6 protein-coding genes are annotated in these 16,931 nt (G+C 57.6%); 2 read left to right on the top strand and 4 right to left on the bottom strand.

All coding sequences use genetic code 11. The features are described 5' to 3' along the window. Window positions 1-310: 310 nt before the first annotated feature. Genes AC3Z8Y_RS06400 through AC3Z8Y_RS06385 form a run of 4 tightly spaced genes read right to left on the bottom strand, consistent with a single transcriptional unit; the run spans window position 311 to window position 13,790 of the window. Window positions 311-2,272, bottom strand: coding sequence for a hypothetical protein (locus AC3Z8Y_RS06400; RefSeq protein WP_490088937.1), 1,962 nt, complete (start codon window positions 2,270-2,272; stop codon window positions 311-313). Beyond that, window positions 2,269-9,081, bottom strand: a complete 6,813-nt coding sequence (locus AC3Z8Y_RS06395; RefSeq protein ID WP_490088936.1) for a hypothetical protein — start codon at window positions 9,079-9,081, stop codon at window positions 2,269-2,271. Before AC3Z8Y_RS06395 ends, AC3Z8Y_RS06400 begins: the two co-directional genes overlap by 4 nt. Next, a complete protein-coding gene (locus tag AC3Z8Y_RS06390; RefSeq protein ID WP_490088935.1) occupies window positions 9,081-11,705 on the bottom strand; it encodes a hypothetical protein in 2,625 nt (874 codons plus the stop codon). Before AC3Z8Y_RS06390 ends, AC3Z8Y_RS06395 begins: the two co-directional genes overlap by 1 nt. Before the next feature lie 18 nt (window positions 11,706-11,723). Further along, window positions 11,724-13,790: a hypothetical protein gene (locus tag AC3Z8Y_RS06385; RefSeq protein ID WP_490088934.1), complete on the bottom strand. Its 2,067-nt coding sequence runs from the start codon at window positions 13,788-13,790 to the stop codon at window positions 11,724-11,726. Between the two features lie 35 nt (window positions 13,791-13,825). Between AC3Z8Y_RS06385 and AC3Z8Y_RS06380 the strand changes: the two genes are divergently transcribed. Both AC3Z8Y_RS06380 and AC3Z8Y_RS06375 read left to right on the top strand, forming a co-directional pair. Continuing rightward, window positions 13,826-14,935: a hypothetical protein gene (locus AC3Z8Y_RS06380; protein WP_490088933.1), complete on the top strand. Its 1,110-nt coding sequence runs from the start codon at window positions 13,826-13,828 to the stop codon at window positions 14,933-14,935. Between the two features lie 31 nt (window positions 14,936-14,966). After that, window positions 14,967-16,916, top strand: coding sequence for a hypothetical protein (locus tag AC3Z8Y_RS06375; RefSeq protein WP_490088932.1), 1,950 nt, complete (start codon window positions 14,967-14,969; stop codon window positions 16,914-16,916). The last annotated feature ends 15 nt before the right edge of the window (window positions 16,917-16,931 follow it).

The following is a 16,931-nucleotide window of genomic DNA, read 5'->3' as shown; positions in this document are numbered from 1 at the left end:
GCGTGGCGCCGTTTCGAACATCATAGTACTGGCCGGTGTTGCCAGTTATTTGCGTATCCGTACTGATAACAACTGCATGGGCCGAAAGCGGAAGAAAGACGATCGGCACAACAGCACGATAAATATTTTTTTTCAAAGCGTGGTGAATGGAAAGCGCAAGCACACTATTCGACTGATGCATTTTTCCCTCGCTACAGGCATGAAGACATTATCGCGGCCCAAGCATGGCCGGGCCGCGAGTGTAACGACGAGTATCAGAATACGAATTAAGAATAGTCCTAATCTTCCAGGCGGCTCTGCGGCTCGCTATTCAGTCAACCTTACACGACGACTCGGCCGTATACATCCCAACCCGTTGTTCCGTGACCGGCGTGGTCCATCCAGAAGACATGGCGTCGAAGGTAGCCTGGACCCGGCCTATCCCAATATGGCCATCGGCAGTCGGCACATCTTCATAAATGCACAACAGATAGGGATCATACGGTACCTCCCATATGAACCCCTTGGCAGGATACGTCGTGCCCACTTGAACTGTACGCTGGTACTGCCCCCGGGTTATAGGTTCGGGGTTGTCGCCGCCCGAAGAGGGAGCCCAGGACAGCGTCAAGGTGGCTCCGGCCGTCAGGTAATGCGACAGGTCCGGCACTGCCACGTGAACCACCATGCCAGTTAAAGGATCGCCGTTTTCATCCTCGCCCGCAGCGGGGCGTAATGCGCTGCAAGTGAGGTACCCGTAATCGTTTACGTGAGGAAAACTCAACTCGGGCAAAGGTAGCGCGGCGATGGTGACTGGCTGGCCCGGGCTTTGCCAATAATTACTGGATGAGGCCGTAACAAGATGATAGTAAAGCGACCATGTACCATTATTGCGGGCTACGATATCGGCCCAGGGCACTGTTATTTCAATCAACTGAGGCGCGCCGTCATCTCCGGGCGGCGCCGCCGGGACTTCCCCCTCCGCAATGAGCTGATCATCCAGATAGAGCCTTAACTTCTGGCCCTCGATCATACCTTCAATGCGCTCTACCCTGACTATTGCATCCTTACCGAAGTCAGCAGGAGTCAAAGCGTTGTTTGCGCCACCACTGTCCGGTATAAGCACGGGGAGTGGGAGAGCCTCGTTGATCGGGTCCGGCCAGCCAGGAATGGGATCCGTTGGGCCATCCACGAAGAAGTTAACTTTGATCGTAGTGCTTTGGCGCGAGCCCATGACCAACCCACCGCGCACTACTTCATACGCCACCTCTGTATCCACGTCGCCGGTAGCCTCTCCATAGTTTTTCTTAAGTAAGTCGTTATTAACGGGTACTTCCAATGGCTGGTTGGGAAATGGCCAATCCGATGGTACAAATTCATACACCTCCTGACCCCAGTACAACCTGATTGCATCGCCCTGGGCGGCATTTTGAAAAGGTGGAATTTCGACGATTACGCCCTTGATCGCATCGGCAATGACCAGCACATCGTTATCGGATTCCTGTGCAAGGGGCACCTTGGGCGCAGAGAGGCCAGTAGCAAGATCGCCCAGGGCCACGCTGACCTGCCGGGGCTGAGCAAAGCCACTGAAATTGCCGGCTTTGTCGGCAAGCACATAAGACACGACGTATGAGCCGGAGCCCGTTGCGATGATGCTCTCGACTGGCACTGTGAAGGTGATATCGCCCGTTTCCGGAACGGGCTGATCACGAAGGACCGGCTCTGCACCAGGCGGAGGCCAGGAGCCCCCGAAGCGTACCCAGTACAAGCTGCACACGTCACCTTTTGCGCGCGCCGGATACGGCTGTACAGTAATCTCAATGTCACCGTCTTCCAACTTTTCGTCCGTGATAGGCGATGGGGTCACGTCGGCCAGGGGTGGGGTCGCCTGTTCGTAAGGCGGGGTACGGTCGGTGATGAAACTCACGAAATCGGTGTGCTCAAACTCGCCGGTGAAGTGTGTGATCTGTACCCTTAACGCCATTGGCCCTTCGCGAGCGAGTAGATCCGGCGGCACCTCCATCTCCAGCGGGAATTGGGTTTCGACCGATACCATATAGGGCGCCCCCACCGGAGCCCAGCCGTCCGTCTTGTCAGGGTCGGGGTTCGCGCCCACCCAGAGCTGAGCCTGTGCCGGCCGCTCGTCTCCCACCGGCGGCCGGTTCATCCACTCCGACTGAAGCACTGTCAGACCGTTCTGCCATGCCGCATGCTTCAGCGTATTGTCACTGGGGTCTGCGATGGCGTCTTCGGGGATTACGGGCGCTGCGACGGCACGGTTGCTAAACCTTTTCATGGCTGTTCTCCTGCTGCGTGCTGGGTTGCGGAAAAATCGCGAAGGGTTGGCTCGCTGTTACGCTCGGCGACAAGATGGTCGGCGGCACGTACGATGCCGATGTGCTTGTCCCCCTCCACCAGCGTGACCAACTGCCCAGCCTGATAAAAGCGGTGCTCGGTAATGCCCTCGGCCTTGCGCCCTGAAATGATGTCCGACGGGTCGTACTGGTAGGTGGCCGAGGGTTCGCCATCCAGGCCACCTACGTTCACCAATCGCCCTAACAGGTCGTATTCGAGGGTACGGCCGGCATCATCGAATATGAGGTTACCGTCCGCGTCGTATTGCAGGTCTATCCGGGCGGGATAATCGGGCTGGTGATCGTTCAAGATGGCGCTGAGCTGGACCGGATCAGCGTTTTCATACAGGTACTCTGCGAAATTGCTGCCGGGCGCTGTCACCTGCTCACGCAAATTCGAGATGTTCGCCGTGCCCGCGCGGAGCTGGCGATGGAACTCGCGCAGCTGCTCAGTGGCCTCGTCGCTCCAGCTGGTTGTGACGTAGGTATGGTTATCCAGTGCATCCAGTTCAAACAACTGGCTGCTGATGCGCTTGCCGTACGGATCTATAGGGCATTCCGGGCCACTGCACTCGTACCAGGTCAAGTGGCCCCTGGGGTCGTACTCGAACAACTCATCGCGCAGGGTTTCATCGCCTTCGCGCAGGGTACGTTGAACGATGCAATCGGCGCTGTCATAGCGCTGCAACAACACACTCACGGAGCCATCGATATCGAACCGGCGCTCCACTTCCCGGCCAACGCTGTCGTAGGTCAACGAAGTGGCGAGGTAGGCGCCTGCGTTCGGATGGTCCACCGTGCGCACCGTATGCGGGCGGCCCAATGGGTCATAGGTGAGGGTGCAGGTGAGCTCCGGTTCAAGCCCGGCGCCGACTTCGCTTTTGCTCAGGCGACCGGCGCTGTCATAGGTGTAGCGCTGGGTAGCCTGTGCCACATCGGTGTACCGAAGCAGGCGTTCACCCACGCTGTAACGGTATTGCATGGCGTAGGTGGTGCCATCGAGGCTGCGTTGCTCGGTTTTCAGCTGGCCGTTGGTGAAATAAGTGCGGTTCATGACCTCCACCGCGTCCTTCTCACAGGCCATCAACCGCGCGGTGCGTTTGTCGTAATGGTAGATTTCCTCCGTATTGCTACGCCTGCGAATGGGCTCCTCCCCCAGCCGCGGCTGATATTCGTACTCAATGGTGTGCTGCCGGGGCGTAATCACCGTACGCGGGCGGGTCTCGCTTGCCTCATAAGTCATGGTGCGCTCACGGCCACCGGTATTGCCGGCGATCATCCGCCCCAGGCCGTCGAAGGTCTGGGTGCCCAGCACAACACCATCTACCGCTATCTCCACCGGCAGATCGTCATCGCTATGGATTGCGTATTGCCGTTCCACCCTGGCGCCATCTGGCAGCACCCGGGCCGTTTCGCGGTCGTACACATCCAGTTCGATCAGGGTTTTCCGTTGGCTGCGCCCCCACGGGGTGGTTTCTCTCACCTTGCGGCCCAATCCATCGTAGCCGTAGGTAGTGGTGTCGTTTACCCCATCGTCGCCCTCCCGATGAACGCTCACCGGGTCGCCGAACAGGTTTTTCACTGTCGTGATCAACGCGCTGGCCCTGTCACCCTCTTCGACTTCCTGCCACTCCTTGACGGTAGGCGCGGTGCCGTCGCCCACTGGGCACGCTTCGGACACACGCCGAACATTGTCCGGCCCGATCTGCACCCGCTCCTGGCCCCAATCGTCATACTCAAAGCGTGTGGTCAGCGCCAGGGGTTGCCAGCCTTCTTCGACGTCCTCGGGTTGGCAATCGTCATAAACCGTTTCCTGCTCTTTCTGCCCCAGAGCGTCGTAGCGGGCTGTGTAGATTTGCAGGCCATCGGCGTGAGGGCGCTGCCCGGCCCGGGGAGCCTGCGCGGTTCCCGGCTCGGCCCGTCGCTCTTCGACAGCCCGGCCTATCCCGTCGGTGTACGTGATGAACTGAACCCCCTGAACATCCTCTTCAATCTGCCAGGTCGGTCCACCCTCCGCAGCCAGGCCGTAGGTATAGCGACGGAGCGCCTCATCCTCTGTTTCGGGGGCGAGGATCTCCTCGGTAAGCCGCTGCAAGGCATCGTAGCGGTAGCGCACCTCCACATCGTTGTCGTCGCGCTGGAGCAACACCTGGCCGGTGAGCACTGAATGCTCTTCGTTCACGGCACGCGAGGTCTCATCAAAGCCAATGAAGGTACTGGTGGTCTTGAGCACGCTCTGGGCAAGCCAGGCGCTATCCTCCAACACATAATCGAAGCGGGTCGTGGTGGTCGGCGCTTCGTCGACACGCAGACTGGCAGAGGCGAGGCCCGTCGCGGTTTTCAAGTCATGGAAGGTGGCGATCTGCTTCTCCAGGCGGCCAAGCGTGAGTGGCTCCTGAGCATCCTGATACCAGTGGTTTTCAATGACCTGATAGGGCGTGGTTTCATGCCCTTCAAGGCTTTTTTCCTCGCGGGCCTGCACCGGCCAGGCGGGCTCGGCGCTATCGGCCAGCGCTGGCAGCGCCTGATAGAAGAACCGCTGCACCCTTACCGGCGCCTTGCCTTCGCCGCCATCGGCAGGTGTTACGGTGGTTTGCTTGCGTTGGCGAGTGAACCCATGTGGGTCTGCGGGGCAATCCTCGCCATCGCCTTCGGCAGGATAGTACTGATGCCGTGTGATCACCCCGGTGGCCGCGGTTTCCACTAGCAGGTTGCCGTGGTGGTCGTAATCGGTCAGCACGCGCTCTGTACGCGTCCCTGCCGTGCTGGTCCACCGCGTGGTGGCTTGCTTGACCAGCTGGCAGTTCGCCGGTTGGTCGCGGAAATCCTTACCTTCCTCAAGGTGGTACTGGGTTTCGGAGCGCTGGGTGTGGCCGTTCTGCGTGGTTTCCTCCAGCGTGAGCAAATGGAAAGCGTTGAACACGCGCTTTGTGGTGCGCACCGCCTGGTCGTCCACCATCAGGGCTTGCTCGGTGCCGTACTGATACGCCGTGTCGGCCCTGTACAGATTGTCCAGGCCATCGTCGGTCCACGGGATACTGTCCTGCCCACCCCCAAGGAAGTTGTTGTCCCGAAGCTGGCCCTCAACCTCTATCTGGTAGCTATAACGGGTAGTGATCGCGGGCTGCCCCTGACCGGGCTCCAGCAAATGCTGCGTCACCCGGGGCAGATTCGCCCTGCCCGCGGCAGTGGGGAAGCGGTGCCCACTATCCTCATAGGACATACGCTCGCGCGCCCCCGCGGGCGTGGTCACCTGCTCGATGTAGCGATAGCCGTTGCGGCTTGCGTAAGTGAACTCCCAGGCCGCCTTCTCGGGTACAGGCAAGGCCAGGCGCGATACTTGCTCATTAGCGTCAAGGGTGAGGTCGAAGGTCGCCACTTCCTGATCGCCGCTTGGGTAGAACCGCACGCTGATCAGATCGTTGGACCGCTCGATGCGCAGCAGCTCGCGGCTGTCATCGGCAACGGAGATGAGCGCTGGATATCCGCGAAACGGCTCGTACTCAAGGCTTACGCTGTGCCCCGAAGGCGCAACCAGCCGTACCGGCAACGCTACCCGGCCGTCGGCGCTGTCCATGAGCTGAAGGTATTCCACCAGGCCATCAAGATGCACAACGCGCCAGTGTTGGCTGTCATCCTCATGGAAATGGAAGGTCTCCAGCTTGCGCTCTTCCAGGGCCGGCGTGCCACCGCTACCGGTGACCTTGAACTGCTGGCCGGTATAGAGCGTAAGCATGCGATTGCCGTCAGGCTCGAACCGGGTAAGGCTCAAGTCCCAGCCCAGGCCGAAGCCTCGGTTGCGGGTATCGATGGGGTTGTAGGAGAGCTTCAAGGGCACCACCGGCCCCGCGAGCGCGTTGGCCTTGAGCTCTGGTAGCGCTGTGCTCACCGTGTACAAGCCCGTGCGTGGGTCCACCCCGGTGTCCAGGAAGCTGAGGAAATTGAATGCATTGGAATGCAGCCGAGTCGTAGCCTGACGCATGGGAGATTCGCCTCGCGTGGTGACTTTCAGCGTATTGCGGGTATCGGTCTGGAACCCGATTTCCAACCGATGACGGTTGCCGGACTGGTCGATGAGCGACACCCGCAATGGTCGGGGGGTGGACGTCCATGTGTCCCAGTCAATCGTGCCGAAACGGGCGGTAAAGGCTTTCAGAGGGTGCGGATCGCTGGTGAATTCCGCTTCGTTGTCAAACCAGAAGGGGAATTTATTTACCCGGTACAAGGCCAGCCACAGATGGCCCGGGGCGGGTTCCTGGTTCGGCTCGAGGCTGGGCGACAAAGGGTGGCCGCGCAGCCTCGACAACCACTGCAACCAGGGATCGTAGGTCAGCGTTTTCCACTGCTGATCATCGGTTTCGCCAGGAAGAAGCCTTGGCCGGAACGTATAGCCGGTATAAGTGCAATACGTCTCCTCCATCAGCTCGCTCTCCCAGCGCAAGAGCGAGAGCTGTGCAGTACGCAAGTGCTCTTCAACCTCGAATGTGCAATTCAGAAAAAGCACTTCCGAAGCGTCCGACCGAGGCCGGTAGGAAAGCTGCCAGTAGTCCAGCGAGGTGAGGCATTGCCGGAAGGGGTCCTCCATATCCCCTTCGTATACCGTGCAGTTGGACGGGAATTCCGACCCCGGGGGCCGTAGCCGGCTTAAGGTATAAACCCCGCTCGTTTCCTTCGCAGGCTCGACGGTAGTAATGCTTACCTGCCCGTCGGTGTCCGGTGAGGATGTATGCACCCGGAAGATAGAATCGGTAAAGGTCGCCTGGAAATCCACAGCGCCGACACCGCCGCCAGCCGGATCAAGTTGAGCCAGCAGGTACAGGGTTCGGACCGTAGTGCCGTCTTCCGGATCATTCCTGGGAACCGGTGCCGTGGCGGCAAAGGCGCTACCGCTCATGAAATCGTAACGGTTACGCAGATAGGTCGTGGCAAACATCTGGGGCGCTCCGTCGCGAATGACGCTCTCCCCAGGCTCCAGAAACTCAACCTGCGAACCACCCTTGACCTTCAGTCGCAGGGTAGAAAGTTCCGCTTCTGACAACGGGTAGTAAATGATATCGCTACCGATGCTCACCCCGGCGGTCTGGATAGTGATGCGGATCTCCACCTGCTGGCGGCCATTGGCAAAGTGTCTGTCATGGAACCGATCACCGGATGGACCACTTTGCGTACACTCGACGGTGAACTTCTGCAGGTTCACCCATCGAGGTGTATTGAGCGCCGGCGGCGTCAGATCAACGAGCGCGAAGCCATCGCTTTTGAAGCCGCGGGCAACCACCAGCGCCTGGGTTTGATCGCCCCCGGCGGGCGCCTGGTAATCCAGGCGATAATCATCGTTGATCGTTACCTGGCCAACATCGTTGACTACATAGGCATCGTCCAAGGCACGTTCGGCAGTGAAGCTGGCCCTGCCGGCCATGCCGGCCCTGTCGATCCTCGCCACCGCAGGTGTAAGCGCAACGGTATAGCCGGCAGGGGTCAGCACGATCATCGCGAAGGCCAGGCGCCCTTCGCTGTCACTCGCCGTGACCCGGACCTGGTAATAGCCCGGCGTGAGCTCATCGGGTATCAGGTATTGCGCCGCCGCCCCCTGGGAGGTCAATTGCCCCGGAGCCTCGGCCGATAGCGACCACTTGATTCCGCTCCCCAGCCCGTGTGCCGTAAGTGACACAGAGCCTGTGCCCAACAGGGCCGCGTGAGGTTCGGCAGGGTCGTTGGTCGCCGCCCCGATGCGCCGCAACGCCCATTGCGGTGCCACTACCGGTACCAGCACGGCCGGCTGCGGAACATTGGCTGATCGAGGTTGCCCGAACGCAGCCACATTCTCGGTTTCGCCCGGCTTCAACCAGTGGTCGACTTTCATGCAGGGTTCGGTGCCGAGTACCGAGAGCAGCGCCGCAAGCTCCTGCTCCCGATAAGGGGGCTCAAGATCCTCGCCCGGGCTTTGCAGCAGCTCGCCCAGAACCGGCGCAATGAACACCGCAGCATCATAAGCGCCGCTGCCATCCGGATCGGCGTCGGGCAAAAGGAAGGGTGGGCTTAACGTGCCGATGCCACTGTCGGAAAGCTCTGCGGACGAACCGAAGAGGTTGACCGCATGGCGACCCGTACCGTCGTCCGGAGAGCTGATTGATAAGTAGAATCGCCTGGGCGTTAGTACGCCCTGCGCAGGCAAACTGAGGGTATGGGTATGCAGTACGCCTGGGCCTGCCTGCCCAGGGAGCAGGTACGCTTCCAGGGCGGCAGCGATCTTTTCACGGGTAGCCGCCACGGTGCCCAGCTGGGTATAGGCCTGATAGCTCGAAGGCCAATGCCATAGAACCCTGCCCTGAAGGTCTACCTCCAGGCGAAGCGCGGCCAAGGACGCACGCAGCTCCAGATCATAGCCCTGGCCTTCGGCGAACTGGACCTGCTCGATGAGGTATTCGATCCCGTTCGCTCTGCCAGTGACCCGATAGGTGCCAGCCACCAGTGAGAAACGCAATACCGCATCGCCGCCACCCTGCCCTGCCGCTTCTACCGAAAGCGACGGCGGGCTGAAGCGTACGTCCTGGAAAACCACAGTTTCGTTATCACTGGTGGCGAGCGTTTCCGAGTATTCGGGCGCGACCTTGTGAGTTCGCGGCCGGGCGGCAAACATCTCCTTCAACAGCCCATTGAACGCGCCCTGTTCAAGTACCAGAAGCATCGCCCAATCCTGGGTGACTTCCTGAAGACTCAAGTATGCTTTCAACTCACTGTAAGTCATGGACATTATCTGCTCCCTGAAAAAGGCACGGCTTGTTGCTCGCCCGCCGCTGCTTTGCGCGGATTTTCCGTAAGCTTGAAAAATGGTTCTGCAGCGCTGTCACTTGCCCCCGGGGCAGGAATGTCTACCCACGGCAATGGAACAAGCACCGCACCGTAATAATCAGGTTCGGGGCCATTATCGCCGGGGCCACGCGCAGACATGCCTTCAAACTTCGCCCGAGCACCTTTTAGAACCTCGCTGTGTCGAATCCTCATCACTATCACAACAAACTTTTGCGGTATGTCCGGCCGATACAGATATTCGGCCGAACCGTCGCTCAAGACATTTAAATTGCCTTCTCCCTCCAGGAAGGTCCAGTGCGGTATGTATTTCGGCGCGAGCATTTCCTCGCCGTCCTGTTTCCAGTAGGAACGTATACTCAGCGCGCGCAGGCCACCGACATCCTCCTTTGGCGTGACTACAAGCGCCATGTCAGGTGGCAAATACCGAACCAGAAAATAGGCGTAACTGCTGTTACCGCCGCTATCTATAAAGTTGGCTTGGCGGAGGTCTACCCCCTTCGGCTTATTGGCCACGCCCGGCTCATCTTCGTCAAACACCTTACTACTGGTGGGCGCGGTGTAGCGCCATGGAAATTCGCGATCGCCAGTTTTTTCCAGAAACTCCCCTACCACTTCCTCTTCGCCCATCATCCTCCCATCGAGGGAATCGGCATCACTGACCGATGTTACCGAGAGTTGCCGTACCTGGGCTTTCTCCATGACCTGAACCAGAGGGCCAAGCATGATGCCGTAGCCGTACACGTTGACCAGTGTGAGGCTTGTATAAACACGTTCGTCGTCTTTAAAAGTAACCGCCGCCTTTATCCTTACTATAATGAAGTTTCTGGCGACCAACGTTTCGGGCGCTTTATAAACAGCACTAAGCGCAGCAGGGTCATCAAACCCTCCCACATCTGCCTCATAGAGAACGCCTTCCACCGACCAACTGACTGTAGCCACCTCATTTATATCAGTCAGCGCTATTTCAACCGAAACCTTGCCTTTAACCTGCATATGCTCGGCTGATTCGCCGGCATCGTTCAAGACATTGATATAAAATCGCGTTTTCGCCGGAGAAACATGACCAAAAAGCACCACTCCGCGAGGCAGGTGCATACGTTCAAGCTCTACCGGCTTCTCACTGCGAAACAGCAGCTGATTCAGGCGCATGGCGTTCAGGTAGCCCACGGGGGCTGCAAGCGCCGCATCGACCATCGGCAGCACTGTCCCAATAAAAAGCTCATTCTCGATGGCGGAGACGATCTCGTTAAGCAAGGGGTGCGAGGCAAGGCCCACCACCGCTCGTTGCAGAGGCTTGACCACGGCGCGGTCGTTGACCAGCTCCAGCTTGATATCATTGTTCTCGAACGTAAGCCGGTACGACCATTGGTAGGACCATTGATAACTGACTTCAGTGTCCGTGCCATTGATGGCGCAGTTGAAGGTTTGCTGATTCGACCAGCTCAAATCGGCGAATATATCGCCTTCCCGCGTGGCAAATTGGATCGTCAATGGCGCACGAAGGCTGTCATCGTCCGCGCTTGTACCAAGTTCCAACGCAGGGGTGACGCCACTGAGGTTGGCCGTCACGCCATCCTTGACCACTTGAAAGCTGAAACGCTCGGATTTCAGCCGGCCTTCACGAAATTTCATCCCGACGAATTGGTTATCGGCGTCGAGAAGTTGAATAATCGAATAGCCCGGCTCTGCCAAGGTTGCGAGGCCACGCTGAAGAATCCGCCGTAACATGAAGGCACGCCCCAGCGCCATGGTTGCGCTGTAACCGCCAGGCAGAAGATAAGCGCCGGGAGCGTCGGCCGGAAAACTCGCGGTGTCCCCGTCATCGGCCTTGATGAACAACACTACGGCACCGTCCTCGCTGACAGGCGACGTGCCGGTATCTGTTTCACTCAATGCATGAATGCGAATATTAAAGTCCGTGGGTGTAAAAAAGGCGTTGGGGTCGCTTTGCAACGTATTGAGTTCGAATGTCGTAAGCTCTGGCCCCATGGCTTTGAAGACCTGATCCATAAGTGTGGCGGCACGCTTTTGAACACTTTCCGCCGGGCTGATGGTGAATCGGCTGCTCTCGAGCTCACGCGTATTCTGCAATGAAATAGTGACTTTACCTTCATCAACCGCACCAACCGACTTATCCAGAGGAACGTACGTCGTGTGTTTGATGCCGTCCAGCGGGGACATATAGCGAATTTTTACTGCAGGATAGTAAAACTGTGGCTGATTGTTGTCGTTATAGCTATCCTTCGCAATATTTATTTGTAACCCCTGGGCGCTTTTCATCGTAAGCTTCGCGCTACTGGAGGTCCAGACACTTTGATCGAAGCTCAATATTGGCGCATAAAACTCTACGCCTCCGAGCCAGGTATATTCGTCCTGATCGGATGGAAAGTCCCCACTGGTGTCCGGCATCGGGTTACCGTCGAAGCGCTCGATGTATTCCTGGAACAACAGTTGATTTGTTCTCAACCTGTCGTAAGCTACAACTGCACTGCACCCCCAGGTATGGTCATTCGCCTTCATCCATTCCAGGAGCTTTTCCGGATCTTGCTGTTCTCGCTTGCTCATAAGAGCATCCTCCGAAAATCAATTTATAAGTTGCAAATCCAACCGGGGGAATTCAATGCGTGAGGTGCCATTGTCGAAACTCAACTGCACGGTAAAGCGCAGCGAAGTGTTAATTGTGAATGCGTTGAAGGTGGTGGCGGGCACGCGCAGGCTCACGTAACCGGCAAGCAGTTCAGCGGGGGTGATAGTTTGGCCGCTTGCCTGGTTCGCGGTCGCCCAGAAGCGCTGTTCCCCTGCAGGTGTATTGCCTACACCTTCTATCCATAGCCGCTGGTCCCTTTGCATCAGCAGCCAACGATCAAGTCTCAGCGTTACGCCTGTGGCCCTGGCTTGGCCAAGCGACAACCTGTTATCGGATATGGCTTCGCTGCAGGCAAGGTGCGGCAGATACTCCGTGTCTGGAGCGCGGATAAGCAGGCGAAACGGTTCAGAATCCACGTACCCGCCTACATCGAGTACCGCGCGATAGAACACGTTGAACCGTTTCGCTTCGCTATCGCCCATATTCGGAGCGGCGTACTGGGCTGGGATAAGAAATGCGGGTGGCGACTCGTCAGGCAATGGGCGATGCTGCTCCAGCTGGCCTCCGTTGATATCCCCTTCCCAATGCATGTGTAAGGTTGCGCCGCCAAACTCGGCCCCTTCCGGCACTCGAACCGTGACACCCCCGTTGCGTGCGATATCATCAGGGCGCAGGTAGCCTTGGTTGTCCACCTCACCGGGATCCTGATTGATGCCATCGATCAGAGGCGGCGGCATGCGCAGCGCCGGCCGCACGGGCAGTGCCAGTACCTCGCTCCTCAGCTGGCTACCCAGCCGGGCGAAATGCCAATACACCTCGCTGTTACCGAGCCCCAGCGAAGCAAGCGCAGGAGGGTCGATCAGGAATTCGAGCTTCTGGCTGTCCATCACCGATGGGTCAACTTGAAGGCTGCGGATGACCTTCCCTGCGGTTCCGATCCATTGAAGGAACACGGCGTCGGCTATCAGCATTCGGGGATAGATCGGGCAGCGCACCCGCAGCCCCTCTGGATAGGCTGCAGGATCCAGCGCCCCACCTGGGAAATCGGGGAGCTCGGGCGCCTCCAGATAGGGAGGAACCGCGGTTTGCGTCGGCCTGCAGTCGGCCGAGCGAGGCATCGAGCCGAAGGTGAATTGTTGCTCGATCGACACACTGGCAACTTGAGGCGCGGCGTAATCGACCTGATAGAACAGCGTGCCGTGGTAGCCGTCGCTTTTACGTAATTCGGTTTTCGGCAGTGCCCATAGCATCGGTGCCCCAAGGTCAGCAGCGGTGAGCGTAAGGGGGTCCCTCCAAGGCGGAACGGGCTGGCTATCGTCTGCGCTTCGGTAGCCTTGCCAGGTCACAGTCACCTCATCGCCAATCGCCATTGCCTGGTAGGGCGGCGCGCACACCAACGCTACCTCGGTGATCTGGGTGAGGTCGATGATCAAACCGTGACTTTCACGGATTTGCGCTACCGGCAGTTGCATATCCACCGCGGCGGGGCGATCAATGAAGCAGATCAGCCGCAACGATTCACCTTCATGCACACTCGAGGAGGTAAGCACTTCATAGGAATAAAAAGCTTCGCCGCCTCGCAAGGCCTCCAAGTGGATATTACCTATGCGCACCTGCACGCGACCGTCTTCGAAGTTGAACTCTGTAACATCCACCGGGACGTTCTCATCCACAGCCCTTCCTGATACGTCGCGCCCGCGCCAATGTGCAACGATCTTGTCACCGAGTTTGATGTCGGAATACTGGACATACGTCAGCAAATCCCCACCTTCGAGGTCGTCAACGAAAATGACCTGTCCACGCATGATGGGAATTTGAGGATAAGCCCCTGGTTCGACGGCTTCATCAGGTTCGAGAGTTTCATAGTGCTGCATCAGGAACATCTCTGCAGGTGGGTTATGCGGTAAGTTGTAACGCGCAATACCCGGCAGGTGTACTGGCAGAACTGCTAGGTTTTCCATTTTAACTGCAGCTTTTCCGCGCAGTGCGACTATGAAAATATCTGCACAAACCTGACAGATCTGCCAGGTAGTCAGCCGACCTGAGCGGTGTTTACATAGCAAAAAGTGAACACCACTTCATGCGTTGGAGAGCTTTGATGAACTGTTTAAAAAAGCACCTTGGCCGTTTTTTAATTATCGGCATTGGTATCCTGACGATGGTAGCGGGCGTGCAAACTGCGCAGGCTGCGCGGGCCGAGCCTGGGGGATGGATGCCGACCGGGGCCGGAGCCAAAATAACTCTTGATTGCAACCCGGATAACGCTCACACCAATTACATTGTGAACGGCCGGGCAGGCCTGCGCGATCAAGGCGGTAACGACATATCCAATGCGCAGATTGCAGGTTGCAGCAGGTTCACAGTAAACGGAAAGCTTGTCGAATTCACGTCCGCGCCTAGAGAACAACGTGTAGCCGCCGGAAGAGACTTCACGTGTAATACAGGCGAAGCGTTGACTGCGCTTACCTATGAAAGAAACGATGACGTAGTTACCGCGACCTACACCTGCCGGGCCTTGAGCGTGGCGACGGGAAAGGCCGCTCCCGCCTCAGTCAGAAGCACGGCAAATCCAACATCGAAGCTGGACAGTGTCGATTTTCGCGATGGTGCACAGATATGCAAATCGAATGAGGTTGCTGTTGGCGGTAATTTTGGTTCAATTACCAGTAATACTGGGCTTTTCTGTGCAGCCTTGGGTTCAAACGGGCAGGCGCCGGAAGCAGCGGCCGTATTACAGTATTTTCATGAGGAATCCAACGGTACATTGGGCGAATGTTCGAGTTATCTACTTGACTCTGCCATCGTCGCCAGAGCACACAGGGGCGACGAGAACGGTGCTACTGCTTACGTATGCGCACGGTATTTCCAGAATGGCAAGCCCTTGAAACTCGTGGGACGGGCTGTGGAACAATCCGTTGAAAAAGAGAGCGATACTCAGAATTTCAGATGTTCTATCGCTGACAATGAGGTATTGGTAGGGCGTAGTCACAGTGGCGATGAGAATGAAAAAACCACCTACTGGTGCCAGTCATTTTCAGAGCCCACCTTCAATACGCCTGTTCGTGTACAGAACGAAACCAGAAAGCCACAAAGCCCGATAAGTGAGTCCGGCGCAATGCTGGATTGCTCCCCAGGTGTCTATATGGGTCGATATCACAGTGGCGACGAACAAGGTAACTCCCTTGCCTTCTGTGCTGAATTGTACTGACACCTCATCGATTCACAGAAGGAGTCGCCGAATGAATTTTCGACAGATCCGCGCCGCAATTCTGCTGCCCTTGGCAAGCCTGTGCTGCTTTATGGCTCAACCCATCTGGGCAGCGGCGCCCCTGGGCTCAGTGACCTTATTAAGCGCGACGAATACAGAGCATGTGCTTGACGATGGGGAGCAATGGGGGCGCCCCATGGAGTACGACCTACGCGCGAACGGGGCGCCTATCAAGCCCAATCAAGCACGTGCCCTTTCATTCCTGAACATTCCTTCCGCCACCCGGATATTTCTAAGCAGTGATGGAAACTGTGCACGTAACAGCGAGGTGGACTTCTGGATCGAGCTCGTTGCGACACGGGAGGCAACTTATCCTCCACCGTCTTCGCAAGCGAAGTATATGACGCTGACCGAGCTTGCAGCTATTGGTGAAACCGAGTCGCTCGGCGGCCTGGCGTTGGTGGAAAAACACATCAAGATCCCCACCGGGGTCGACCGGGTCGCGTGTGTGCGTATTACAACGTCACGGCGGCCAGGTGACGTCGTACCAAACACTCCATTGATCTTCTCGGACCAGGACTTTTCTTTCCCCCCAGGCGGAGACCAGACATGCCCAAGCCCAAGTGTACTACGCGGCCGTCGAAGTGCAGTTCACCCAGACGGTATGCTCCGCCAGAACATTTGCGGGGTTTCTCCATCCATGCAGCTATCCAATATCCAGAATACTTCTCCCCTGCCGTGGATAAACACTATAAACGAGTGCCCTATCAATACCATATTAACTGGAACAGATAATCATTCTGATGGGCCAAACCAAGTGAACCTAAGATGTGCCACGCTGTTGGACGCCAAGGGCCGGCCCTTATGGATCAAACCAGACGATCACTTCGACATAGTTGGTAAATACTCAGACCACGATTTCTCATGCCCTGATGGAAAAGTAATAACCGGAATACGCACAGGCAAGCTGGAAAACGAAAACTTCGATATCGGTTTCCGTTGTGCCATCGTGTTGGGCTACCCCTCCGCTGATGGCCCGCGTTCGACAGTCGCCGGAACTGCCGACACCGGAAAGATCACCTTCATTGACGACAATTTTGACGCAAACGATAAACCCTACATATATAACTTTCCCGACTACGGCGTTTCACGTCAGCTCGAACTTCGGAACTACCTCTCAGCGTTTCCCTTTTATAGTGGTGAGGCCGGAGCTGGCAAGCACAACATCAATCTCTTCCGGATCGATAACATGGCGCCGGCTACGACCGTCACCCTCAGCTCGGATCCCATGTGCGCAACTACCGGCGATTTTCATGTAACGCTCAAGAGTGTCCGCGCTAACGCCAGTACACAGGTTATTTCACTGGAGGCGGCATTCAAGACCGAGATCGGCTCAATGTTGGAGAACGGCCTGGAGTTAACCAGCAAACACGGCAGCCCTTTGAACAAGGCGCTGCAGTGCGTGGCAGTGAATGTGTCGCGCAAGCCGGGCCAGCCTCAACCTGCGCTGGTACCGGTGGTACAAGGCGAATGGCAAGCGGTGAATGAAAACGACCATGACTTTACCTGTGCGAACGGCGTGCTGACCGGCCGTGGCCACCAAGGGGATGAAACGGGCGGCACTCAATACGCCTGTTCCACGTTGCCAAACCTTATCAAGGGGCCCGTACAAACTTACGCGGGCATCCGGGAAAGCAGCAATACGTGGTTTGTATGCCCCTTCGATCAGGCATTGGTCGGGCGTGCCCACCACGGCGATGAAAACGACGACACCAGCTACCGCTGCGCCACTGTGACCTACAACGGCAAGCCGGTCAGCATAGCCCCGAGCGATGCCTGGGTACCTGTGGCTGAAGACGATCACCAGTTCCGCTGCCCGGCGAATGAAGCGCTGATCGGGCGCTGGCATACGGGAGATACCGAGAGCGGCAACGGCGAGCAGAAAAACTCGGCTTATCGCTGCGGCAAACTTCAGTACTAGTTCACAAGAGGAAGC

The sequence above is a fragment of the Pseudomonas sp. 3MAES_34.3B genome (genome assembly GCF_058145875.1).
This window is presented reverse-complemented; position numbering and strand designations above follow the sequence as displayed.